Origin of the sequence: Halomonas alkaliantarctica, assembly GCF_029854215.1 — a bacterium.
GTDB classification, from domain to species: Bacteria; Pseudomonadota; Gammaproteobacteria; order Pseudomonadales; family Halomonadaceae; genus Vreelandella; species Vreelandella alkaliantarctica_A.
The window spans coordinates 668,948-692,560 of the sequence record NZ_CP122961.1 but is presented as its reverse complement, the minus strand read 5'-3'; the positions used below and the strand labels follow the sequence as shown (position 1 = coordinate 692,560).

Annotated in this window: 19 protein-coding genes; 6 read left to right on the top strand and 13 right to left on the bottom strand. The window is 57.2% G+C overall.

The annotated features are described in order from the left end of the window. Positions 1-44: 44 nt before the first annotated feature. The 10 genes from QEN58_RS03155 to QEN58_RS03110 all read right to left on the bottom strand — a co-directional run bounded on the left by QEN58_RS03155 (position 45) and on the right by QEN58_RS03110 (position 12,466). Positions 45-1,007, bottom strand: a complete 963-nt coding sequence (locus QEN58_RS03155; RefSeq protein WP_280105711.1) for a ribonuclease Z — start codon at positions 1,005-1,007, stop codon at positions 45-47. Between the two features lie 208 nt (positions 1,008-1,215). After that, positions 1,216-1,953: a hypothetical protein gene (locus tag QEN58_RS03150; RefSeq protein WP_280105710.1), complete on the bottom strand. Its 738-nt coding sequence runs from the start codon at positions 1,951-1,953 to the stop codon at positions 1,216-1,218. A gap of 42 nt (positions 1,954-1,995) precedes the next feature. Continuing rightward, a complete protein-coding gene (locus QEN58_RS03145) occupies positions 1,996-2,841 on the bottom strand; it encodes a TIR domain-containing protein (protein ID WP_280105709.1) in 846 nt (281 codons plus the stop codon). An 82-nt stretch (positions 2,842-2,923) separates the two neighbouring features. Continuing rightward, entirely contained in the window at positions 2,924-3,901 is a 978-nt protein-coding gene (locus QEN58_RS03140; RefSeq protein ID WP_280105708.1) for a hypothetical protein, read from the bottom strand. Between the two features lie 317 nt (positions 3,902-4,218). Beyond that, positions 4,219-5,088 carry a DUF7281 domain-containing protein gene (locus QEN58_RS03135; protein ID WP_280105707.1) on the bottom strand — a complete coding sequence of 290 codons (870 nt, stop codon included), beginning with the start codon at positions 5,086-5,088 and terminating at the stop codon, positions 4,219-4,221. Continuing rightward, positions 5,085-6,329, bottom strand: a complete 1,245-nt coding sequence (locus tag QEN58_RS03130) for a hypothetical protein (RefSeq protein WP_280105706.1) — start codon at positions 6,327-6,329, stop codon at positions 5,085-5,087. The genes QEN58_RS03135 and QEN58_RS03130 overlap by 4 nt, the downstream gene beginning before the upstream one ends. Further along, positions 6,326-6,961 carry a condensin complex protein MksE gene (locus QEN58_RS03125; RefSeq protein ID WP_280105705.1) on the bottom strand — a complete coding sequence of 212 codons (636 nt, stop codon included), beginning with the start codon at positions 6,959-6,961 and terminating at the stop codon, positions 6,326-6,328. Before QEN58_RS03125 ends, QEN58_RS03130 begins: the two co-directional genes overlap by 4 nt. Further along, complete coding sequence (locus QEN58_RS03120) at positions 6,958-10,623, bottom strand: ATP-binding protein (protein WP_280105704.1); 3,666 nt, start codon at positions 10,621-10,623, stop codon at positions 6,958-6,960. The genes QEN58_RS03125 and QEN58_RS03120 overlap by 4 nt, the downstream gene beginning before the upstream one ends. A 101-nt stretch (positions 10,624-10,724) precedes the next feature. Further along, complete coding sequence (locus tag QEN58_RS03115; protein ID WP_280106890.1) at positions 10,725-11,747, bottom strand: histone deacetylase family protein; 1,023 nt, start codon at positions 11,745-11,747, stop codon at positions 10,725-10,727. A gap of 20 nt (positions 11,748-11,767) precedes the next feature. Next, complete coding sequence (locus tag QEN58_RS03110) at positions 11,768-12,466, bottom strand: GntR family transcriptional regulator (RefSeq protein ID WP_280105703.1); 699 nt, start codon at positions 12,464-12,466, stop codon at positions 11,768-11,770. Positions 12,467-12,681: 215 nt separating this feature from the next. Here QEN58_RS03110 and QEN58_RS03105 point away from each other — a divergent pair, with 215 nt between their 5' ends. The 6 genes from QEN58_RS03105 (at position 12,682) to QEN58_RS03080 (ending at position 20,346) form a co-directional block, all read left to right on the top strand. After that, the gene (locus QEN58_RS03105; protein WP_280105702.1) at positions 12,682-14,238 is read left to right on the top strand and encodes an ABC transporter substrate-binding protein; all 1,557 of its coding nucleotides are present in this window, start codon (positions 12,682-12,684) and stop codon (positions 14,236-14,238) included. A 63-nt stretch (positions 14,239-14,301) separates the two neighbouring features. After that, positions 14,302-15,282 carry an ABC transporter permease gene (locus tag QEN58_RS03100; RefSeq protein WP_280105701.1) on the top strand — a complete coding sequence of 327 codons (981 nt, stop codon included), beginning with the start codon at positions 14,302-14,304 and terminating at the stop codon, positions 15,280-15,282. Beyond that, positions 15,279-16,112, top strand: coding sequence for an ABC transporter permease (locus tag QEN58_RS03095; protein WP_146876019.1), 834 nt, complete (start codon positions 15,279-15,281; stop codon positions 16,110-16,112). The genes QEN58_RS03100 and QEN58_RS03095 overlap by 4 nt, the downstream gene beginning before the upstream one ends. Before the next feature lie 9 nt (positions 16,113-16,121). Beyond that, complete coding sequence (locus tag QEN58_RS03090) at positions 16,122-17,762, top strand: ABC transporter ATP-binding protein (RefSeq protein WP_280105700.1); 1,641 nt, start codon at positions 16,122-16,124, stop codon at positions 17,760-17,762. A gap of 35 nt (positions 17,763-17,797) precedes the next feature. Continuing rightward, complete coding sequence (locus QEN58_RS03085; RefSeq protein ID WP_280105699.1) at positions 17,798-19,189, top strand: FAD-binding oxidoreductase; 1,392 nt, start codon at positions 17,798-17,800, stop codon at positions 19,187-19,189. Positions 19,190-19,221: 32 nt separating this feature from the next. Beyond that, a complete protein-coding gene (locus tag QEN58_RS03080; protein WP_280105698.1) occupies positions 19,222-20,346 on the top strand; it encodes a pyridoxal phosphate-dependent aminotransferase in 1,125 nt (374 codons plus the stop codon). 155 nt (positions 20,347-20,501) lie between these two features. Here QEN58_RS03080 and QEN58_RS03075 read toward each other — a convergent pair whose 3' ends face one another. From QEN58_RS03075 to QEN58_RS03065, 3 genes are read right to left on the bottom strand one after another with little or no spacing between them, the layout of a single operon-like run. Next, the gene (locus QEN58_RS03075; protein WP_280105697.1) at positions 20,502-21,455 is read right to left on the bottom strand and encodes a branched-chain amino acid transaminase; all 954 of its coding nucleotides are present in this window, start codon (positions 21,453-21,455) and stop codon (positions 20,502-20,504) included. Beyond that, the gene (locus tag QEN58_RS03070; protein ID WP_280105696.1) at positions 21,452-22,558 is read right to left on the bottom strand and encodes a class II histone deacetylase; all 1,107 of its coding nucleotides are present in this window, start codon (positions 22,556-22,558) and stop codon (positions 21,452-21,454) included. The genes QEN58_RS03075 and QEN58_RS03070 overlap by 4 nt, the downstream gene beginning before the upstream one ends. Continuing rightward, positions 22,555-23,586: a histone deacetylase family protein gene (locus tag QEN58_RS03065; RefSeq protein WP_280105695.1), complete on the bottom strand. Its 1,032-nt coding sequence runs from the start codon at positions 23,584-23,586 to the stop codon at positions 22,555-22,557. Before QEN58_RS03065 ends, QEN58_RS03070 begins: the two co-directional genes overlap by 4 nt. Positions 23,587-23,613 lie beyond the last annotated feature (27 nt).

Sequence of the window (23,613 nt, the reverse complement as noted above, 5' to 3'; positions counted from 1 at the left end):
TTCATTAGCCGCGTTTTCGCAAGAGTGGTCGAAACATGGCCAACCTATTCGTACGCCAGTTCAGAAAAGTGGCCCGCTTTATCCAGGGTGTATTCGCCAAAATCCTGCGCCAGGTAAAGCGAGCCCGAATAGGCGCACTGGGCTTCTTTACGGATGTCTTCGATGGAAGGCGACGCCTGGGGGTTGAGCTGGTAACGGGGGCTAAAGTGCGTCAGCACCAGATTGGGAAGCTGTACGGTTTCGGCAAACGCGGCGACAAGCTTGGCGTAGCTATGCCCGACATCACCGGCTTTCTGGGCCATCTCTTCGGTGTAGGTGGCTTCATGCACCAACACCTGTGCGCCCGCGCACGCCTCAAACAACAAGTCAGGCTGGTCATTGTCCCCGGCGATCACCACTTTCCTCGGCTTGTGCTTGAAGACTAGGTAGTCATGGCTTTTTAACCGCTCACCCTCAAACTCAACATCAAACCCTTGCTTCAACTGCCCCCACAAAGGCCCTCTCGGAATGCCCTTATGCGCTAACTTATCCAAGTCCAAGGCAGCATCGACCTTTGTCTCCGTAAACGCATAAGCGTAGGACGGCGCCCGATGTGAAAGCCTGAAGGTGGACACCGCGATGCTTTCAAACGCAACGCTGGGCAGCTCGTCCGAGTCGATAAACTCCAGGGAGAAGGGTAAAGATAGCTGCGTGGCCTCACAGGTGGCCTCCAGCCACGCCTTGATACCTGCGGGTGCCACAATGGTAAGCGGCGCTTTCCGGCCACCCATTCCCGCACTCGCCAGGATGCCCGGCAGCCCATAGCAGTGGTCGCCGTGCACGTGGGTAATAAAGATGGCCTTCAATGAATGGAACGACAGCTTCGTATGCAAGACCTGATGCTGGGTGCCCTCACCACAATCGATCAGGTACCAGCCTTTGCCTTTGCTCTCTCGTAAGGCGATTCCGGAGACGTTTCTTGTTTTGGTGGGTACACCGGCGGATGTGCCGAGGAAGAGTAAATTCATAGCTTGTACGTGATCTCTCTTATCCACTCTCTTTAAGATTAGGACATCGAATTGTCAGTCACACTAAATTTAAACAGTAGTGCTTTTACAATGATTACCAGGCGCACATTAATTAAACTGTGACCAAAATATACCACAAGCTTGACGAACAGTTTGTGATTATAGCATTGAGCACCTAAACCTTAACGCCTTAAGCGCCGGTGAAGTTTTACTGCATCCTATTGCCTTGACTGGTTGTGTGCATTTTCAGCAAGTCGTCATAAACTAAAGAAAGGCTTTCGATCAGCTCTTTTACTAAGCTACTCATAGATGGAATCACGGACTCGTATTTTTCAACAGACTCCCCAATAACTACATCTTTAATTTTCTCGTAAGACATTATATCTGTAATTTTTCTTACCGATATAGATTCCGGATCTGAATTTTCTATAGCCTGTAGTACGCTCAGATTTTTACTTGAAAAACCTGCTTGGTGTGCAACCTTATTCCGCGGATATCGCAAATGATCTATTGCGCCTTCCATCTTTTTTAGAATTTCAACTGAACACGGAGAAAAAATCTCCAACTCTTTATAAACCTTGCGTTTTCCACCTAATTTTTCAATCTTATTATTTTCCATCAACATTGTTGAACCAGCTAGCAAATATGACCGATCTACTACACCAGTTAATCTGAGCAGGAAATTTTCAATATGAAATGCATGATTCTCTGAGAAGCTGTAGCTTGAGCCAGGATATTCCTTTTGCTTTAAGCACTCGATAGCAATCGACATGTTCTTAAAGGCGTTATCAATTTCAAAAACTCGAGAAAATACTTCCTGCGCATATATCTCAATAGCGGATGCTTCATAGCTACCACCCCCATTAGCCAACGATGTCAATCCTCTGGTAAGGGATTTAGTGACCAATGGAAAGAGCTGCTTTATTTTCGGATTCTCTGAGTGCATTGCGCTACTCCATTTACACATTACACCTAATTATAATTTTCACTAGAACGGAATATCATCATCGAAAGAATCCCAGGCTTTCTTTAGTGGTGCCTGTGGAGTTTTTGGAGAGGGGAAGGCCAATTCTTCGTTTTCCAAAAGTAATTCAATACCTTGAGGTGTGATTTTATAGGTATAAAACTCATTTCCGTTCATATCCGAGTCGTTTCGTTTTTCGATATAACCGACGCGCTCCAGACGAATTACAGCTAGGTCTACTATATGGGATTGCTCTTTCAAGTTATTTTTTAGCTGGTAAAGCATGTGCCCTTCTGGATCTGATGTTGCCGTACTCAAGAGTTGAGCAAGAACCAAATAGTCGAAATCCTTGAGGTTAGCGGCATCGATACTGATCTTTGGCGGTGGCATACCAGTGGAGGCACTCTCTACCGTATGTAACTTTTCCATTTGCTGCTTCATAAGCACGCAAGCGTGATTTACAGAAGATGCTAAATCACCATCCGATCTATTTGGCTCATAATCTGCTGGAGTGACACCTAGAAGATCCGTCGGAAAATGAAGATCGACTCCTCTCGGCTTAAGAATGAAGCACCTTTCTTTTCCGAGTGAACCGATAAACAATCCAAGCTCGAAAAGAACATTATCACGAACTATGGCTTTTTGTTGATTTCGAATTATCGCGATATCATCTGGAGAAAAAATAAACAGAGAAAAGTCCACTGTTTTAGCTTTATTTGCTAAAGCATCAATGGTGTTACTCGAAAGATCAAATGTTCCATTTCTCCAAATGGTGACTTCGGCCTTATGATCTAGATTAAGATTCACTGCATCAGCCACATCAAGGCTCTCCGATGAAGAGCCTATAAATATTCTTGGTTTTCTACTCATCGATTTCCCATATCATTAAATGCTAACGCATCAAACACCGGCGCAGTTTTGCTTTTCCCCAGCACTTAGAATTGTTAGATTTTTATGGTCTATCAAGGCGACGGACATTTTCCGTTCCTTGACTTATTGTTACAGTAATTGTTGCAGAGGGAAGGATACTAAGGTTCATCTCCTTGTCTTCTAGTCTAGTCATAATTTCTTGAATCACCTCTGTATCTCCACGAACCAACCTTTCAGCAATATCATTGTTACGGTTTGACGGCCAGTGTTTATCTTCATAAGGATGGTGTCTACCGCTGCCAGGTAGATGTTGCAAAATGAACCAAGAGAGAGGAGTAGTACCATGGAATATATGAGAATGGATATCTGCAAATTTTTTCGGGCATGGCTCCACTTCAGAAACAAATATTCCGGCTGCCACGGTTGCAGAACCGCTCCTTAAATCATCCCTAAGCTCAAGGCCATAGGTAAAGTCAAATATCTCACCTCGTAAAGATGCGCTTCGGAGATACGACAGTTCCTGCCTAACAACATCGTCTAATTTTTCAGGTCTTGGGCAATAAAATAAGCATCTAAAAAAATCAGCATCCACAAACTCTTGTAGGCGTTTTATTCTTTCATGTTGTTGTTTGTCAAAAGACTCAAATTTACAATCAGAATCATATACGTTATTTGTACCCTTTGCAGGAAACAAACGTTTAGCCTGGAGCAACCAAGACCATGTATTTGAGAGCATCGGCTCATAATAATTTTGATATTTAACAACTAACCCAAGGTCAGATTGACTGACATATCGCTCCCACTGTTTAGAATACACGTGAGTATCAATTGCCAAATCTATGTAAGTGGGATCACCGTTTTTTGCTAGATCTTCTCTAAGCTCTCCAATCCTGTAGCCTAAACTTTCTTGTTCTTGACACTCCTCATCAAGGGCATCTATTAGAGATTTGGTAATATCCTCTTCATCACGCGGCCTTTTATATAATAGCTTGGCTGAAACAGCTTCATCTATTGAATTAAAATGCTTCAATAAAAGATGAGTTGCATATGGTGACAGCACTGTTTACCCCTTTAAAAACCTAACAGTGATTATTCGGAATGCTGCATAACCTCAATAAACGTGCCCACTCATTCATTGAGGCTATGTAGCCACATCATTTAACTCTATCCCATTGATTCGCTTTGGGGCAAAGAAAATATTGGCAATATGCCCAAAAATCGCGTGTCGATGCGTATTGCTCTACAAAATCATACAGCCCCGAGAGAAGCACTACTCCGCTATGGGAATCAGGCCTTTGACGTTGATGGGTCAGTTAGCAGCCAACAAAGGCAAAGCAGAGATACCCAAAATGGGCAGCAGTCCCAACAAAACAGCCCCTAACTAAGCCCCACACAAACCATCTCCCCACCAAACCACTGCTGCTTAATTCCCCGCTGTTTCTCCAGCAAAAGCGCTAGATAGCCATGCAATGGATCAGAGGCTGACAGCGCGGCAAGGTGCTTACGCAATCGGCGTTGATTGGGAAACTGCTCAGCAGGCACATGCAGCGGCGTGGCGTTTTGGGTGAACCATTCGATGCCGGGCAGGAGTATGTGGGTGGCATTGCTGTCGAGAGCCAGCGTAACGCCTTTAACATCGAAGTCACCGGCGTAGATATGTGTTCGGCGGGTTTTGTGCCAGGCCTCGGCCAGTAAGGCAAAGCCGCCGCCGTAGTGGCTGTCGCCGCGGTAGACGACCAGCGGGTTAACGTAGCCGATTAGCGCTGGTAGTTCCGGCGAGAACTCATAGAAGCTGTCCAGGTTTTCGACCTGGATTAGGGCGCTAAAGGCACTCAGTTTTAGTCCCAGAATATCTACATCGCGAATACCCCGTGACTCACTGGCAAGCCCAGTTGTTGGCTGCGGTGGAAAGCTGACGAGAACCCGCCGCGCACGGGGGCTTTCACGGGTGGCCTTGTCTTCTTCCACGCCTTCCTTTGCTTGTGCGCTGCTGGTCAGGCCGCTGAGGGAGCGACCTAGCGGCGCTATGCGGGCGCTCTCTAGTACGTCATTGATCTGCGCCAGCAACGCGTTATCAAAACGCAGCGCTTTACTGTTGATGCGCGAGGCCAGGTCAATATCGTGCTGGTGGCACCAGGCCACTACGTCGTCTACCCACTGGCGGCGGGGCTTCTCCACCGCGGGCTGGCGGAGAAGTTCGCGGGCGACGCCGTTAAGGCCATTGCGTGCGCGGCTGGGTAGGTTCATACGGCCAGCTGCAGTTCTACATCGTGGATCAGGCGCAGGTGGTTGAATTGACTGGCTTGGCTCTCCTGCTGTTTGAGCCGAAACGCCTTCTGATCGCTTCGCGGCAGACCCTGGTATTCGGAAATCACCTGGAAGAGCCATATCTCATCCGGCCACTCCAGCGGGCTTTCGCGCAGGTACTCAAGGGCGCTGATCGGCTCTGCCTGGGGCTGGTCGATTACGCTTAAATAGAAGTGCTCTACATCCTGCTTAAGTGCCTGCTGGCGGGCGGCAGCCAGGCTGCTTTCCTGGGCTTGGGCCGGGGCCGCTGCTTCAACGGTTTGCGTGGTGTGGCGCGGCTGGGGTAGTTGGTGCAGCAGGTCGGCGAGCAACCGGCTATCCAGATTGCGATCCAGCGCCGGGGCGGCGGCGGCGCTTAGCGGTGCGGCTTGATTGACCAGCCCTGGTACCTCGCTGCGGCGGGCGTAATTGCCCGGCACAAAGCCTGGGTGTTCGCGCATAAAGGCGGCCATGCCGCTGATTAAGCGGCTGCGCGCCTGCTGCTTGCGAAAGCGCGCCATCAGTTCGATCAAGCGCCGCTGCACTTCGCGCAGGCCGGTGTAGTGCTGGCTTAGCTGCTGCTGAAGCTGGCTGATCAACAGTTTGCGCAGGCTGCCATCGCTGCCCACCAGCTCGATCAGTTCGTCGAAGTCGATCAACGCCAAGCCATCCAGCAGCCTCGCGATCTGCTTCTGGGCGCGGTCGTTCTCGCGGATCTTGTCGTTGAGCTGGCTAACAAAACCGAAATCGCTATTCAGCCGCTGCCATAAGCTGTCGATGGCATCGGCGAAACGCCCGTTCAGGTCGTCGACTTCCTGGCGCAGGCGCATCAACTGCTGCTCCAGCCGCCAGTGCTCGCCGCGGCTACGCGCCTCCCGGTAGCTGTGCACCAGGGCGCGAATCAGCTCCAGGGTTTCCGCTACGTCGGCGTTCACATGGCGGCGGGTCTCGTCGGCAAGCATATCGGCGATCAGTTCGCGCACCTTGGGCGCCAGCTTCACACCGCTCTGCTCGTCCGGCCGCCATAGAATGCGCGCCGCCAGCAGTTTGCGTAGCGCGCTATCACTGAGCGATTCCAGCGGCACTTCATCGCGGGTGTAGGCCTGCATCAATGCATCAGCGTGCTTACCGAGCAGCGCCAGCCGTTCACTGCCGGTTTTCAACAAGCGGCTTTCCAGGGCGTATTCTCCGCTCGAACTCACAACAGGGCCTCCTGGGAACCGGAGCCCTCTTCGCTACCCTCTTCAATGGGCAGGTTCTCTTCGTCGCGAATAAAGCGCACCAGATCCACCAGGTAGTCGATCTTGCCGGTAACCACGAATACCTGCCGCTCTGAATGGGGCTGGAGCAGATAGCCGTGCTCTTTCAGGCGCTTGAAGACCTGCTTTACCTGGGCATCGAGCTGGTCACTTTGCGAGCCAAAAAAGCTGTCGGTGGCCAGGCGCTCCAGGCGTTCGCGCAGGCTTTGGTTGTCTTCGCACTTGGCGCTGAACTCGGCAGGTTTGAGCACATCGCCGGGGGCGGCCAGGGTATCCCGGCCCAGCGCTTCTTGTACCAGCTGCAGCCACTCCAGCAGCGGCAGCAGGCTATTGAGGGTATCGCCAAGCTGACGTGACAGTTGATCGCGGGCGTTGTCATTGAGCTGTCGCCAGGCCAGGAAATAGACGCTGCCCTCTTCATTGCTGGCCAAACGGCGGTTAAGCGGCCGCAGGTAGGTATCGATCTCTTCCCGGGTCTCTTCATTGGTGAGATGACGATAGCCGCTCTCATCGCTGATCGGGCAGACAAACTCACCGGCCAGCAGGCGCTCTAGCAGTGGGCCATGTTCGATCATACCGTCACCTCCTGCTGACGTTCCTGGAGCCGCTCGGCCAGGCGGCTTAGCCGTGGTTCGATGCGTTTTAACACCCGCTTGTTGGGGTTGGCCTCATCGCGGTCGATCAGGTAGCGGTTGGCGAACAGCAGCAACACATCGGACTCGGGGTTGGGGAACGCGCCGACGATATGAATGCGGTTGCTGTCGCAGGCGTCGAACAGTTTTTCGACGTTGTGGTACGCCAGGGTGCCAATCTCATCGATGGGCCAGTGAATGGCGATTTCCGCATCGCCGCGCAGCAGGCGGGTAAAGGCGAGCAGGAACTTGCACAGAATCAGATACGCCATGCCGTGGCTGGAGGACTCCAGCAGCTGGCGGTCGTTTTTGATCACCAAATCGGTGCCGCCTTCGTTCAGGTGCAGCTCCAGGCGTAGCAGGCTTTCGAAGCTGTACTGCTGGTCGCTGCGCAGCAAATCGACCACGTCCGCCAGGGCGTTGAGGTAGTCGTCGCTGGGCAGCGTCTGGCCGGATTCGCGCCACTCTTTATAGCGCTGGGCGAACAGCTTCAGCGGCTCCCAGAAGCCCAGTTCATCGATGGTGGACTGGATGCGCACTTCGGCCTTGGTGATGCCTTCCAAGCGCAGGTCATCGGCGACCTCTTCAGAGAGCCGGCGGCTCTGGGCGCTGATGCGGCGGTTCAGATCGCGGAACACGGTGAAGAACTTATCCAGGTCGTCGCTTAGGTTGCGGCCTTCCTGAATCAGCTGCTGCTGTTGATCTTCGAGCAGTTTGAGCATGTCGCGCAGTAGCGGCAGCTGTAGGCGCGGGTTGTCGCTTTGCAGCTTGCTGCGTTCGCTCTCCAGCGCTTCGGCGAAGCCGCTGCTGGCGTCCTTGATCAGTTGGCTTTCGACTTCCAGGCAGCCACGGCGCAGCTGCTCGATGAGCTGGTGGCGATTACCCAGCGCCTGGCGGGCGCGCTCGATGCGCTCGTCCACATCGCCCAGTGGCGTGCCGGGCACCTGGCCGTCGGGCTCAATCGCCAAGCTTTCCAGTTGGGTGAGTAGCGGCTTCAGGGCTTCCAGGCAGGCGTATTCGCTCTCCCGCTGGGTTTTCAGCGTGCTGACCGTGCTTTGGTGGGTTTTACGCGCTGCCTGAAAGTCGTTTTTCAGGTGCTCTTTATCGCGCTGCAGCTTTTGCTCCGCCTGCTCCAGCTCTGCCTCTTGGGCGACCAGCTGCGGCTTGTGCTGCCCCCACTCCACACGCATAAAGCGGGTGTATTCGGTGAGTTCATCCTGGCGGGCGGCGGTGACGCGGATGCGTTCATCCTGGCTGGCCAGCCGCGCCTTGGTCTCTTTTAGCTTGGCGGGGTCGACGCCCTGCTCGGCCAGCTCCTGGCTAAAGGCCTCTTCCAGTTCCTCGCGCTGGCGCTGGTGTTCGGCATTGGCATCGCTCAACTGCTGCTTATACTGGCGCAGCTGGGCCTCCAGGCTATCCACCTGGCTCTGGCCGTCGGCTTTTAGCTCCAGCAACTGGCTTTGGTGGGTCTCGCTGAGGGCGGCGAGCGCCTGCTGCTTCTCTTCGCGCAGCTCGGTTTGCGCCTGCTCCTGGCGGGCTAATGCAGTTTGATGCGCGGCGCGGCGCTCCTGCTGGCGCTTGGTGTGGCGCTCCTGCTGCTGGCGGCGGGCCTCTATCGCAAACTCGACTTCCTGCTCGGCGCGCTTGTGGGCCATGCGGCCCTGATCCTGGGCTTCATCGGCCTGCTGCACCCGCTCGTTATGCTGTTTGAGCGATTTCTCGGCGGCCTGGCTCTCCGTTTGCACCCGCCGTTTGGCGGTGTCCGCTTCTTCGATAGCAGCCAGCAGGCTGGCTTCATCCTGGGCGTAATCCGGCAGGGCAATGGCGGAAAGATCCAGCGCCAGCCCGAACAAGTCATCGCTTGCGCCTTCCGCCAGCTGCGGGGCAAGGTCTCGCCGTTCCAGTAGTTCCGGCGCAATCACCTTACCTAACTGCTGCTCCCAGCCGGGGCGGTGGTAGCGCAGAAAGTGGCGCAGGCTGCCCTGCTCCGGGTCGCGCTGTTGATAGAGTGCGTAGCAGCGCTGCTCGGCGCGCTCCAACTGCTGGCGAAGCTGCACCAGCTGCTGTTCGGCACTGTCGCGCTCGCGTTTGCGGCTTTCAAACTCCCGGCGCAGGCCATCCAGGGTAGCAGCCGATGCGTTGCGCTCCTGCTGGGCCTGATCAAGGCGCGCCTGGGCAAGCTCCGCCTCGGAAGCCTCTTCGGCGGTCTGGGTCGAAAGCGAGAGCTGCGCTTTCAGTTCGGCTAGCTGCTCGACGCCGAGTTCCAGCTGCGCCTGATACTCGCCCTCCAGGCGTTGGCGCTCCTGTTGGTAGCGTTCGTTGAGCTGCTGTTCGGACGCCCACTGCTGTTCACGGCGCAGGGCTTTCTCTTCGACCAGAGCATCGATCAGTTCCTGGGACTCACGGGTCTGGCGGGCCAGCGCCTCGGAAAGCTCGCGCAGCCGACCGTCCAGGCGCGCCTGGCTTTCCTTGAACTTATCCTGAAGAAGCTGCAAATGTTTCTTTAGCTCTTCGTACTGATCCCGCCACTGGGGCAGCGCGTTGATGTCGCGCTCCAGGGCAGGCATATCCGCATCAGCGTATTGCTCGTACTGGGTTTGCAGGTCGTTGAGGCGGCGCTGGGTCTGCTGTAAATCGCTGACCACTTCGCTGTGGCGGTCGTTCAGCTTATCCCGCGCCTCACTATAGTCACTCTCCCGCTGCTGGAATTCTCGCTGGTGGCGGGCCAGTTCGGCATCCAGATCGGCCATTTGGCGCTCGGCCCGCTGGCGGTCATCTTCCAGTTGGGGCTTCAGTTGCCACAGCGTGGCATCCAGATCAGCGAGTTCACGGTCGATACCGGCGAGCCGGGCCAGCGAGGCCTGCAGCGGTTCCAGGCGCATGGATTGGCGCATTTGGGCAATCCACTCCCGCGCCTTGGTGTTGCGAATGCGGGTGACCGGCAGTTCAACGCCGTCCTCTTCGAAAATCGCCGCCAGCATGGTTTTGAGGGTGTCCATCTTGCCCTCTTTGGCGTGCACCGCCGAGACCAGCTTTTCGATATGACGGATGCGCCGCTCGGGTTTAACCAAGCTGAACTGCGCCGCGATCTGGCGCAGCTTCAGGCCGTCGCGGCTGTTGCCGTGCAGTTGGGTAAAGTCGTTCTGGATCACCGAGCGGAATTCAGAGGTCGCGCCCAGCTTGGGCGAGACCGGCGTGCCGTTGCGCCGCAGGCCGCTGGCCCACTGGGTGTAATCCAGCGCCGCCACGCCTGCATCGCTCTCCACCAGATAGTCTTCCGGCTGGTAGGGCGCGCCGACAAAACGGTACTCCACCCCGCCCTCTGCCTTGCGGGTCAGCACTGCCTGGCAGATATTGCCCGCTTCGCGGCGGTACTCGTACACCAGGTAGCTGTTGCGGTGGGGCAGGTAGAATGCATCGAACTTCATGCGCGTCTTGGGCACGACCTTGTTGGGTAATTCGCCGTAGAACACCGGTACCAGACGCTGTAGCGTGGTTTTACCGGAGGCGTTGGTGCCGCAAATATTGGTGTGACCGTCCACACTCAGTTCAACCACCCCTTCCAGGTGGCCGTGAATCATCACGATGCGTAGCAGGTGGGCCATGCCGTGTCCTTTCAATGACGACTTCAAGGGCGATCCGGATCGTTTTGCTGATCGCTGAAAGCAGCCATTTTGCCAGACACCTTGATGGCTTGTCTTACTGATTACCTATTGGTTAGCAGCCCCTCAAAGAAACTCACTGCATTGGCCTCCAGCCCTTCCAGGTAGTAGCCGCCTTCCTGGACCACCAGCGTGGGTACGTTGAGGCCCGCGACCCGGCGGCCCAGCTCACCAAATCCTGGCGTGGAGACAGACACTTTGGCCTGGGGATCGCGCTCGTAGATATCAAACCCCAGCGCCAGCACGATGGCGTCCGGCTCGAATAGGCGGATGGCCTGGCAGGCTTCCTCCATGCGGTCAAAGAACACCGCTTCTTCTGAGCCGTGGGGCATTGGCAGGTTGAGGTTATAGCCCAGCCCAGCGCCCTGCCCGCGCTCGTCTTCAAAGCCGGTTACCGCCGGGTAAAAGTTGGTGGTATCACCATGGATCGAGATATACAGCACGTCGTCGCGCTGGTAGAAAATCTCCTGAATCCCCTGCCCGTGATGCATATCGGGGTCTAACACCACGATGCGCGGATAGCGCGAGGTGAGGTGCTGCGCGGCAATGGCGGCATTATTGAGAAAGCAAAAGCCACCGGCGGAGTCGATGCCCGCGTGATGGCCCGGCGGGCGCGATAATGCATAGGCAAATCGCTCCCCGGCTAACAGAGCCTCAGCCCCGGCGACCGCGCTTTGCGCCGACCAATAAGCGGCTTGCCAGGTATTCTGGCCCACGGGCGCACTACCGTCGGCCAGGTAGCGCCCGGCTTCCGCCAATATGCCGCGCAGGGCGTTGGGCGAACGTACGAAGATATTGGAGATAACCTCTTCCCCCCAATCTTCCCCAAGGGCATGCCAGCGCCGATGGGCACTTTCCAGAAAGCGCAGATAAGCCAGCGAATGCACCGCCCTTAGCGGCGCCACGCCATACTCGATGGGTGCCTGCACATCGAAACCAAGCCGCTTGGCGGCCGCTAGCAGCTGAGTGGCGCGCTCAGGCACTTCCTGGGGAATGCGCATCTTCCCGCGTGAGAAGTAGGTTTGCGGCTGATGAAGCAGTTGGTCAGCGTGGAAGAACGTCTTCATCGGTACTCTATTCATCAGAACTATCCTTCATCAGAACCATCTCCGGTTTCGCCTACACCCTTCACCACGAATTTGCGGGCTACGCCTATGTGGTAGTCAATCGCCTCACGGCAAGCGTCAGGGCTACCACTATCCAGCGCGTCAAGCAGCTTAAAGTGGCTGGTGGCGATGGTATCGGGGGCTTCGTGGGTTTTGGTAATGAGGGTGATGCACAGGCGCAGCTCATGGGTCAGGTCGTCAAAGGCACGCAACAGCCGCTCGTTACCCGCGTAATGCAGCATGAGGCGGTGAAACTGCAGATCTTCTTCAATGCGACGGGTGCCATCGTTACTGGCTGCCGCCTCACATAGCACCTCTACCTGCTGCTTGAGCGCGCGCTGGGCATCGGGCGTATAGCGCTCGGCCAGGCGCTGAATCGCGTGACGTTCCAGGCACAGCCGCAAATCAAATACGTCTTCGAGTTCAACGGCATTCAACGCTCTTACAAAGAAGCCCCGGCGCGGTTTTGAGATCAATAAACCGCGGCTTTCCAACAAACGAGCGGCCTCGCGAACCGGTGCCCGGCTCACACCCAAGTCGCGGGAGAGCTGCACTTCAGAAAGCCGTTCGCCGGGTAAAAAGTGTTGCTGAATAATCGCTTGGGTTAAGAAGTCAGCCACTTGCTCAACGAGATTTTGCTGCTGGATAAAGGCCCTGGGAGCCGCCGTTGGTAAGGCCATCGCATTCACTCATGGGGTATGACGTGTTCTTCCCAGTATGACCAAAAATACTCACTTGTCGACGAACGATTGCCGACTGTCGACAGTTTTACCGTGTGCTGCTATGGTCAAAGTAGGCCTCTAAAAAACCTCACAACAGGGCCTGACGCATCACGCCTCGCTCGCCTAACGACGACGTAACCTCATTACGTGCTAATAACCGAGGAGCAGGAAACATGAAGAAACCTTTAGCGTTGGCTATTTCCGCTGCAGCACTCGCTTTTACCTCCGCCGCCCTGGCCGATGACCCCAAAGAGGGTGGAGTGGTTAACACCATTATCCAGCCGGAACCGCCCGGCCTGGTGCTGGGCATGGTTCAGAACGCACCCACCCGCACTGTAGCGGGCAATATTTACGAAGGCCTGTTGCGCTATACCACCGACCTTGAACCCATGCCACAACTTGCAGAGTCGTGGGACGTTAGTGACGATGGCCGTACCTACACCTTCCATCTGCGTGAAGGCGTTACCTGGCACGATGGCGAGCCCTTTACCGCCGACGATGTGGTGTTCTCCGCCGATGTGTTCCACCGCGAGTTGAACCCCAGCGCCCGGGCGGTGCTGCAGCACGTGGAAAGTATCGAAGCCACCGATGACCATACTGTGGTGTTTACCCTGAAGCAGCCCTTCGGTCCTTTCCTGCTCTCCTTTGAAGCGGGCACCTTCACCATGGTGCCTGAGCACCTGTATGCGGGTACCGATTTCCGCAATAACGAGCACAACGACCACCCTATTGGCACCGGCCCGTTCAAGTTCGACAACTGGGAACGCGGCACCGTCATCGAGCTGGTCAAGAACGAGGAGTACTACGAAGACGGCCTGCCCTATCTGGACGGTGTTAACTGGCACGTCATCCCCGACGGTGCCTCCCGCGCAGTGGCGTTCGAGAACGGCACCATTGATGTATTGCCCAGCGGTACCGTCGAAAACTTCGATATTCCCCGCCTGGCCGAGATGGATAACGTTTGTATGACTGAAGAGGGCCATGAGTACTTCAGCCCCTTCGCCATGCTGTGGATGAACAACCGCGAAGGCCCCACGGCGGATAAACGTTTCCGTCAGGCGGTGATGTACGCCATGGACCGCGAGTTCGCCAAAAATGTACTCTGGAACGGCCTGGGCAATGTCCCGCTCTCCGCCTTTGGCTCCAATGCGCGTTTCCAGAACGATGATCTGGAGCCCTACGATTACAATCCAGACCGCGCCCGCGAGTTGCTGGATGAAATGGGCTACGACGGTGAAGAGATCACCATTCTGCCGCTGCCCTATGGGGAAACCTGGACGCGCTGGGCCGAAGCCGTGCAGCAAAACCTGCGCGAAGTGGGCATTAACGTAGAAACCCAGGCCACCGACGTGGGCGGCTGGAACCAGCGCCTGGGCGATTGGGATTACGACCTCGCCTTTACTTACCTTTACCAGTACGGCGACCCGGCGCTGGGTATTTCACGCACCTACCTTTCCGACAATATTGCCAAGGGCTCGCCCTGGAATAACGTGGAAGGCTACGAAAACGAGCGTGTCGACGAGCTGTTTAACGAAGCCGCCACGGCATTCCCCGATGCAGAGCGCGAAAAACTCTATGGTGAAGTGCAGGAAATCCTGCACGAAGACGTGCCCGTTGGCTGGCTGATGGAGCTGGGCTTCCCGACGCTCTACCGCTGCGATGTGCAAAACCTAGTCACCTCCGGCGTAGGGGTTAACGACGGCTTTAAAGATGCCTGGCTAGACCGCTAGGGCTTAGCCATACCCAGGCGGTCGACACCGCCTGGGTGTTTCAGCTACATCAGGAAGGTGTCTATGGTTTACGCTCGGTTAATTGCCATGCGGCTTTTTAAAGCCGTTATCGTTCTGTTTTTGATCGTTATTTTCAATTTTCTTCTGATTCAAATGGCCCCCGGCGACCCGGCGGCTATTTTGGCTGGGCAAGCGGGCGCTGCCGATCAGGAGTTCCTCAACCAGTTGCGCGAGCGATTCGGCCTTGATCAGCCAATGTACGTGCAGCTGTGGCGCTATGTATCGGGTATTGCCATGCTCGATTTTGGCTACTCCTACCGGCTGGGCGTCCCAGTGTTTGATCTGATCATGGATCGCTTGCCAGCCACTCTACTGCTCACCGGCACCGCTTTTGTGCTTTCGCTGGTACTGGGCATCGTGGCGGGTTCCATGGCCGCAGCCCGGGTTAAAAAACCTTCCGGCTCAATCATTATGGCGCTGGCACTGGTGTTCTACGCTACCCCGCTGTTCTGGGTGGCGCTGATGTCGGTGGTGGTGTTCTCGGTCTACCTGGGCTGGCTGCCCGCCTACGGGCTTTATACCGTCGGGGCCGATCACACCGGGTTTGCGCTGATGCTCGATGTTGCCCAACACCTGGTGCTCCCGGCAACCACGCTGGCGCTGTTCTTTATGGCGATTTACACCCGTATGACGCGTACTTCAATGCTGGATGCCGCCCAGCAGGATTACGTCAAAACCGCCCGCGCCAAAGGCTTGAAGCCCAGCATTATCCAGCGTCGTCATGTGCTGCGTAACGCGCTACTGCCAATTATTACCCTGGCAGGTCTGCAAGCGGGGCAGATGGTCGGCGGGGCCATTCTGACCGAAACCGTGTTTGCCTGGCCGGGCATCGGCCGCTTGATGTTTGAAGCCCTTGAGCAACGTGACTACAACCTGCTGCTGGGTATTTTCTTCTTCTCGGCGGCCTTGGTGATTGTCTTCAACATCATCACCGATTTGGTCTACAGTCTGGCTGATCCACGTATCAAGAAGGGGGCCGCATGAGCTTTTTCGCACGCTTCGCGCAAAACCGTGGTGCCCTCGTCGGCCTGATCATCCTGCTGGTGATTATCGCCATGGCGATACTGGCCCCACTGCTATTTCCTGAGTCGCCCTGGCGCATGGTTCAGCGGCCGTTTTTGCCACCGCTCTCCCAGGATGGCTTCCCCCTGGGCACCGACACCATGGGCCGCAACGTGGCATCCGGCTTGATGCACGGCGCCTGGGTATCGCTGTTGATCGGGCTGGTCTCCACCAGCGTGGCCCTGCTGATTGGCGTTCCCTTGGGGGCGATTGCAGGCTACTACGGCGGCATCATTGATGACGTACTGATGCGCTTTACCGAGTTCTTCCAGACCATCCCCAATTTTGCCCTGGCGATCGTGCTGGTGGCGATTATGCAGCCCAGTATCACTTCGATTGTACTGGCGATTGCGATTGTCAGTTGGCCGCCGGTAGCCCGTTTAGTGCGCGCCGAATTTATGTCGCTGCGCAACCGTGAATATGTGGAAGCGGCGCGTCTGGTCGGCCAGTCCAACACCACGATCATTCTGCGTCAGATTCTGCCCAATACGCTGTCGCCGATTATCGTACTGGCCTCGCTGATGGTCGCCACCGCGATTTTGCTGGAATCGGCGCTGTCGTTTCTGGGTTTGGGCGATCCTAACGTGATGTCCTGGGGCTATATGATCGGCGCAGCGCGCACGGTGATTCGCCAGGCGTGGTGGCTAAGCTTCTTCCCTGGCGTGGCGATTCTGCTCACCGTACTGGCGTTAAACCTGGTGGGTGAAGGGCTAGACGATGCCTTGAACCCCAAACTATCCCGTGAGCGCTAAGGACTTTATATGCCTATTACAGAGAATCAATCGGCTGACACCGTCCTCAGCATTCGCGACCTGAACATTGCGCTTCCTAAAGGGGCGGATCGCGCCCTGGCGGTGGAGGACGTTAGCTACGAGGTTAAGCGCGGGGAGATCATGTGCGTGGTGGGCGAGTCCGGTTCCGGCAAATCGATGGCCGCCAACGCCGTGATGGGGCTGCTGCCCAAGGGCGTGAACGCCACCCATGGCGAGATACTCTTTGAAGGGCAGGATCTACTTGCCCTGTCGGAAAAACAGCACCGCGCCCTGCGCGGGCTAAAAATTGGCATGATCTTTCAGGAGCCGATGACCGCCCTCAATCCGCTGATGCGGGTAGGCGCGCAAATTGCCGAGGTGTTCGAGGCCCACGGCCAGTTCAACGCCAAAGAGCGCCAGGCCCGCGCCCTGGAACTGCTGATCGAAGTGGGCATTCCCCAGCCTGAAAAGGCCATTCGCGCCTATCCGTTTGAGCTTTCCGGTGGCCAGCGCCAGCGGGTCATGATCGCCATGGCGCTAGCGTTAGAGCCCATTTTGTTGATTGCCGACGAGCCCACTACGGCGCTGGATGTAACGACACAGGCGCAGATTCTGGAGCTTATTCGGGACCTTCAGCAGCGGCGCGGCATGTCGGTGATGTTTATCACCCACGACTTTGGCGTGGTAGCCGAAATTGCCACCCGCGTCTGCGTCATGCGCCACGGCAAGATCGTCGAGCTGGGTGACGCCAAGCCGGTGCTTGAGAACCCGCAAGACGCCTATACCCAAGCGCTGATTGCCGCGATTCCCAGTAATGCGGTGCCGCCCCACAGGGAGACCAGCCAAGTCGCCCCGCTGTTGGAAATCAAGCAGCTCAATAAGGTCTTTCGCTCTCGGGGCGGCTGGCTCAAACCTGCTCGCGAAGTGCATGCGCTTAACGATGTTTCGCTCACCCTGGCGCGTGGAGAAACCGTGGGCATCGTAGGCGAATCCGGCTCGGGCAAGTCCACCCTCGGACGCTGCGTGGTGCGCTTGGAGCACCCGGACAGCGGCGAGCTGCTGCTGGATGGGGTGAATCTTTCCCAGCTAAAAGGCGATGCGCTACGCCGGGAACGCCACCGGGTGCAGATGATATTCCAGGACCCTTACGCCTCGCTCAACCCACGCACCAAAGTGGGCATGGCGATAGCCCAGGGGCCAATTGCCAACGGCACGCCCAAAGCAGCGGCGCTTAAACAGGCAGGTGAGCTGCTGGATATGGTGGGCTTGGGCGCCAGCGCCGTGGAGCGTTTCCCCCACGAATTTTCCGGCGGCCAGCGTCAGCGTATCGGCATTGCCCGGGCGCTGGCGCTCAACCCCGAGCTGATCGTTGCAGATGAAGCTGTTTCAGCGTTGGATGTGTCGATTCAGGCCCAGGTACTGGAACTACTGGAGGAGCTAAAACAGCGGCTGTCGCTTTCGCTGCTGTTCATCACCCACGACCTGCGTGTCGCCGCGCATATTTGTGACCGCATCGTGGTGATGCAGCATGGCCGCATTGTCGAACAAGGCAGCGCCGAGCAAATTTTCCTCGCTCCAAAAGAGACGTATACCCAGGACCTGCTCAAGGCGATTCCCGGCCGCGAAGCGCCCGTGGCAGCGACAGCGTGATTTACCGAATGGACAAGATAGGCTAAGGAAAACACATGCAAATAACCCTGGAGGCACTGCGCGCTATTGTGGGCCCACCCAATGTATTGACCGGTGACGATGTGCGCAGCCGCCGCGTGGATTGGATGACCGGCGCGCCCTGCCAAGCTGGAGCGATCGTTCGCCCAGCGGATACTGATCAGGTCGCCGCTGTGATGCAGGCTTGCTACGCCGTGCAGCAGCCGGTGGTCACCCACGGCGGATTAACCGGGTTGGTGCACGGTGCAGAAGCTAGTCCGGATGAGCTGGTGATTTCCCTGGAACGGCTAACCGCGATCGAAGAAATAGATCAAGTCGGCGGCACCCTCACCGTGCAGGCGGGGGCGCCGCTGCAGCGGGTGCAGGAAGCCGCGAAAGAGGTTGGCCTACAGTTCCCGCTCGACCTGGGTGCTCGGGGCAGTTGCACCATTGGCGGCAATATCGCCACCAACGCCGGCGGCGTGCGGGTGATCCGCTACGGTATGATGCGCCAGCAGGTGCTCGGCCTGGAAGCCGTCATGGCCGACGGCCGGGTGGTCAGCTCCATGAACCGTATGCTCAAAAACAACGCAGGTTTCGATTTAAAGCAGCTGTTTATCGGCAGCGAAGGCACGTTGGGGATTGTGACCCGCGCGGTACTGCGCTTGCAGCCACCCACCCCCAGCGAACAAACGGCGATGGTGGCCTGCCCTTCGTTTGAGGCGCTCACTGGGCTGCTCAGCCATATGGGTAAAGCCCTCGGCGGCAGCCTGGGTGCGTTTGAAGTGATGTGGCAAAACCACTACCGGCTGCTCACTGAAACCCTCGGCCGCCACATCCCGCCGATGGCCACCGAGCACCCGTTTTATGTGATCATTGATTCTCTGGGCAGCGACGCCGAGCGCAATGCTACTCAGTTCAGCGAGGCGTTAGAAAGCGCGTTAGAGAGCGAGCTGATCGTGGATGCGGTGATTGCGCAGTCGACTACCCAGCGCGATGGGCTGTGGGCGATTCGTGAAGATATCGAAGGGTTAATCAAAGGCTTGGCACCGCTGTTCACTTTTGATGTCAGCCTGCCGATTGCCGATATGCAGCGCTATACCGATGCCCTGGAAGCGCACCTAACCCAGCGCTGGCCAGAGGCGCGTCTGGTAGTGTTTGGCCATCTGGGCGATGGCAATCTGCATATTTCCGTTAGCGTGGGGAGCGCCGATGTCGAGGTGCGCCGTGACGTGGAAGCCATGGTCTATCAGCCGCTGGCGGCACTCGGCGGTTCGGTCTCCGCCGAACACGGCATTGGCCTTGAGAAGCGGCCCTGGCTGAGCACCTGCCGCTCCAGCGCCGAAATAGAGCTGATGCGCACCCTCAAGCTGGCCCTAGACCCGCTCAATCTATTGAATCGCAGCAAAGTGCTTCAAGAAACGTTTTAAGTTACTCATTAACACTGTTTTTAGGACTTACCATGCCTAGCCAAAGTACGCCCCGTTATCCCAAACACTTAACTGGCGAAGGCCCGCATAACCCCTTCCCAGGTATCAAAGTTTTAGAGCGTCGCATTGGAAAGAAGATCCCCTATCGACTGGGCTCTAATGAAGGCTTGGATATGCCCCACCGCGCCCTGCGCGAACATTTTGGCGATGCTCTGGCTGAACATGTTTACTGCTACGGTGATGCCGAAGCGCTGGGGGTGCGCCAGCGCTTGAGCGCACAGCAAGGTATTCCGCTGGAAACGCTGCTGGTAGATGCCGGTGCCGATAGCTTAATCGCCCTGGCCCTGCGCACCACCTGCGAACCGGGGGAAACCGTAGTGAGCACCGCAGGCACCTACCCCACCTTGGGCTATTTTGCCAAAGGCCAGGGATGCCGCCTGATCGAACCCAGCTATTTTGAGGCGCCTGGCGTGTTAGCCCCCGACCTGGAAGCCTTGGCGTCAACGGCGCATCAGGAAAATGCGCGGCTAGTGTATCTGGCCAACCCCGACAACCCCAGCGGCCACTTACATAGCGACAGCGCCATTCTCAAACTGCGCGAGGCGCTGCCCGATACCTGCTGGCTGCTGCTGGACGAAGCCTATGGGGACTTCCGCGATGATGCCAACAGCGAGTTCGCTGGCAAAGCAATACCGGGCGTAATTCGCCTGCGCACGCTCTCCAAAGCCCACGGCCTGGCGGGTCTGCGCATTGGCTACGCTATCGCCGACCCTGACGTGCTGGCGATGATGATGAAGGTGCGTATTCACTACGCGGTATCGTCATTGACCCTGGCCGCTGCGGAAGTGGTGCTCGACCACCCTGACGAGGTTCACCAACACGTTACCGATGTAAAAGCCCGCCGTGAGCAGTTGGCAGAGCACTTTCGCGCCCTGGGTGCCGACGTGCTCCCCAGCGCCACCAACTTTATCGGCATTCGCCTGCCCAGCGCCGAACTCGCCGCTGAGGTCCATCAGCAACTGCTCGACGAAGGTGTATTAGTCACGCGCCTGACACACCCAGAGCTTGCCAATGTAATACGCATCACGGCGGTACAAGCCGCACTGGAACCGGGAAGATTGGCGGCTCTCGAACAGGCGATTAAAGAAAACGCCTGATTCAATGGGTAAATCTGCTCAGTAGGTGCGAGGGCAGGTTGGAGCGAGGGTCTTTTGTCATGGATGACAAAAGTAGCGCCCATGGACGGGTTCACAGCGCCCTCGCGGAAACCTGCCCTCGCACCGCTACATGCTGATTACCCGCCAGAATACTCCTAAGGCGTTAACCAATGCCTAAAATCATCTAGCTCACCGCGCACCGCCTGACGATATAAGCCCTGCAGTTGAGCAGTGACGCTGTCGGGGCTGATGGGTTCGTTAACGGGCGGTGCGCCCGCGCGACCGCCAATACGACGGCCATCCAGCTCGCGAAGCGGGAGTATTTCGGCGGCGGTGCCGGTTAAAAATGCCTCGTCGGCGGTGTAGAGCTCGTCGCGGGTAATACGCCGCTCCCGCACTTCAATACCCAGCACCTTTTGCGCCAGCTGAATCACGCTATCCCGGGTGATGCCTTGCAAACACGACGTCACTTCCGGGGTATGCAGCACGCCATCGCGCAGCAAGAAGACGTTCGCCGCGGAGGCCTCGGCTACATAGCCTTCCGGGTCGAGCATGATGGTTTCATCAAACCCGGCCTTGATCGCTGTATTCAGTGCCAATATCGAGTTGACGTAGTGGCCGTTGGTTTTTGCCCGACACAGGCTGATATTGACGTGGTGGCGCGCCCAGGAAGAGGTCAGTGCGCGCAAGCCATGGGTCGCGGCCTGGGGGGAAATGTAGGGACCTAAATCCCAGGCAGCGACCATCACATGGGTAGTCAGCCCCTGGGCGCGTAGCCCTAAACCTTCTGCCCCAAAAAACACGGTAGGTTTCAGGTAGGCATTGCTCAGGTTGTTTTTGGTCAAGCACTCGCGCTGGGCATCGATCAGCTCCGCTTCACTAAACGGCAGCGGCATATCCAGCGAGTGAGCACTTTCTGCCAAGCGGCGGGTGTGCTCGGCAGTACGGAATAGATGCGTGCCGCTGGGGCCTGCATAAGCGCGCACGCCCTCAAAACAGCCCATGCCATAGTGAAGCGTATGGGTGAAGACATGCACCTTGGCCTCGCGCCACTCCAGCCATTCACCGTCGTGCCAAATCCAGCCATCGCGGTCATAAAGCGGTGTCATTGTTTGCGTTGCTCCCACTGTTGGCACCAGTCGTCTATCAATGACTGCTGGTGCGGTTGCAGGGCCTGATAGCCCCAAGCGGCAATTTCATCGTTTTGCGGGTCAGGCACGACAATCTGACTATCTGCCAAAGTCTGGATCACTGCGTGACCGCAGAGCGGCACGTAGCCCTCTGAATAACCGCCTTCGTGTACAAACACCAGCTTGCCATCGCAGCAGCGCTCGGCCAGCGTTTTTAGCTGGGCGGTCATGGTGGCGAAGGCCTGGCTGTTGAGCAACATCTTGCCTAAGGGATCTTTGGCGCAGGCGTCGTAACCGCAAGCCACCACGATGAGCTCGGGGTTAAAGGCTTCCAGTGCGGGCAACACCAGTTTTTCCATGGCATACGCGTAGGCGCCCAGGCCGCAGCCTGGCGGTAGCGGCAGGTTGAGATTGGCACCCAGGCCTGCGCCTTCGCCCTGCTCGTCAAAGCTGCCGGTTTCCAGCGGGTAGTTGGCCGCCTGATGGATAGAAACCGTAAAGACTTCAGGCTCGTTATCAAACGCCGCCTGCTGACCGTTGCCGTGGTGAACATCCCAATCAAGTATCGCTACGCGGCTAACCTGCCCCAAGGCCCGGGCGCGCATCACCGCCACGGGGATATTGCCCAGCAGACAGAACCCACGGCCTTGATCGGCTTCGGCATGATGCCCGGGCGGGCGGCATAGGGCGTAGGCGTTGCCCACTTCGCCCAACGCTACGGCTTCCACGGCGGCAATAGCTAAACCGGCGGATTGCGTGGCCGCCGCCCAACTGCCGGGCATGTAGGGGGCGCAGTCGCCTCCATTGCCGCCGCGGGCTTGATCCCCCGCCTGCAGTTCGTCTAAATAGCGCGGGGTGTGAAAACACAGCAGATCATCGAGCGACGCGGCGGATGGTTTCACCACATGAAGCTCGTCAATCAGCCCACTAACTTCGAGAATATTTTTCAGCCGCCGTTTACTCTCCGGGCTTTCCGAAGCGGCCTGGGGCTGCAGGAATTCGCCCGGCGCGGAGAATACCCCAATCGCGCCTTGATCGTGCCAAAAGCAGCGTTCGTGCCAGTAGAAACCGGTTCTGCTCATGCCGTAAAGCCCTGCATAAAGGCGGTCAGGTTGGCGCTTAAGTGCTCAGTGGGGTAGCCACCTTCCTGAACAATCACCATGGGTAGCGAAAGCGCCGCCAGGCGTTTGCCCACCTCGATAAACGCTTCGGTTTCCACCTTGAGCCCCGCGAGCGGGTCATCTTTGTGGGCATCCAAGCCTAGCGCCACCACCACGGCATCGGGCTCGTAGCGCTGCAGGTGATCAATTAACACTGCCAGAGCGTCCAGATAGACCTCGCCGTCGCTACCTACCGGCAAGGGCAAATTAACGTTAGCACCTACGCCTTCTTCGTCGCCCTCTTCATCAGCGCCGCCCCAAAAAAACGGATAGAAATCACTAGGGTCAGCGTGCAGCGACCCCGTCCAGACATCGCTGCGGTGATAAAAAATATCCTGGGTGCCGTTGCCGTGGTGCAGATCCACATCGATGATCGCTACTTTAGCGAAGCGTTCGCGCAGCACCGTGGCGGCCAGCGCTGAATTGTTCAGCAGGCAAAAGCCCCCGGCGCGCTCCGGCCCAGCATGATGACCCGGCGGGCGGCACAGCGCGTAGGCCGTAGGCGCGCCATCAAGCACCTCTTCAGCCGCCGCTTCCGCGCTAGCTGCCGAGGCCAACGCGCCTTGAAAGCTGGTAGCACTCAGCGGGCAGGCCATATCGTGCAGATGCCAGCCCGCCTGCCCAATCGGGTGGCGCGGGTAGTGGTAACCACCGCCGCAGGGGTGAATATTGGGTGCAACAAATTCGGCCGCATTGGGTAGCGCCTGCCAACGGGCGTAAATGGTGTCGAGAAACGTCAGGTAGCGCGGCGTATGGATCTGCTCTAAACGCTTACGCAGCGTTGGCGAATCCGCCTCTTTAGGTGCCGTCAGGGTCAGGCCCGCGCTTGCCAAGCCTTGGGTCAGCAGCTCGGCGCGCACCGGGCCTTCCGGTGAGGGCACGGGTTGACCGCGCAGCAAAAACGTCGGCGGCGCGTGGTAGGCCTGATCGGGGTGGTAAAAGCATTTCATGGTCAAATTCGCAATCCTTGGCAGCCC

Coding starts and splice junctions, on each gene's coding strand:
- QEN58_RS03155 (WP_280105711.1), bottom strand. CDS start 1,007: ATGAATTTACTCTTCCTCGGCACATCCGCCGGTGTACCCACCAAAACA.
- QEN58_RS03150 (WP_280105710.1), bottom strand. CDS start 1,953: ATGCACTCAGAGAATCCGAAAATAAAGCAGCTCTTTCCATTGGTCACT.
- QEN58_RS03145 (WP_280105709.1), bottom strand. CDS start 2,841: ATGAGTAGAAAACCAAGAATATTTATAGGCTCTTCATCGGAGAGCCTT.
- QEN58_RS03135 (WP_280105707.1), bottom strand. CDS start 5,088: ATGAACCTACCCAGCCGCGCACGCAATGGCCTTAACGGCGTCGCCCGC.
- QEN58_RS03125 (WP_280105705.1), bottom strand. CDS start 6,961: ATGATCGAACATGGCCCACTGCTAGAGCGCCTGCTGGCCGGTGAGTTT.
- QEN58_RS03120 (WP_280105704.1), bottom strand. CDS start 10,623: ATGGCCCACCTGCTACGCATCGTGATGATTCACGGCCACCTGGAAGGG.
- QEN58_RS03115 (WP_280106890.1), bottom strand. CDS start 11,747: ATGAAGACGTTCTTCCACGCTGACCAACTGCTTCATCAGCCGCAAACC.
- QEN58_RS03110 (WP_280105703.1), bottom strand. CDS start 12,466: ATGGCCTTACCAACGGCGGCTCCCAGGGCCTTTATCCAGCAGCAAAAT.
- QEN58_RS03105 (WP_280105702.1), top strand. CDS start 12,682: ATGAAGAAACCTTTAGCGTTGGCTATTTCCGCTGCAGCACTCGCTTTT.
- QEN58_RS03100 (WP_280105701.1), top strand. CDS start 14,302: ATGGTTTACGCTCGGTTAATTGCCATGCGGCTTTTTAAAGCCGTTATC.
- QEN58_RS03095 (WP_146876019.1), top strand. CDS start 15,279: ATGAGCTTTTTCGCACGCTTCGCGCAAAACCGTGGTGCCCTCGTCGGC.
- QEN58_RS03090 (WP_280105700.1), top strand. CDS start 16,122: ATGCCTATTACAGAGAATCAATCGGCTGACACCGTCCTCAGCATTCGC.
- QEN58_RS03085 (WP_280105699.1), top strand. CDS start 17,798: ATGCAAATAACCCTGGAGGCACTGCGCGCTATTGTGGGCCCACCCAAT.
- QEN58_RS03080 (WP_280105698.1), top strand. CDS start 19,222: ATGCCTAGCCAAAGTACGCCCCGTTATCCCAAACACTTAACTGGCGAA.
- QEN58_RS03075 (WP_280105697.1), bottom strand. CDS start 21,455: ATGACACCGCTTTATGACCGCGATGGCTGGATTTGGCACGACGGTGAA.
- QEN58_RS03070 (WP_280105696.1), bottom strand. CDS start 22,558: ATGAGCAGAACCGGTTTCTACTGGCACGAACGCTGCTTTTGGCACGAT.
- QEN58_RS03065 (WP_280105695.1), bottom strand. CDS start 23,586: ATGAAATGCTTTTACCACCCCGATCAGGCCTACCACGCGCCGCCGACG.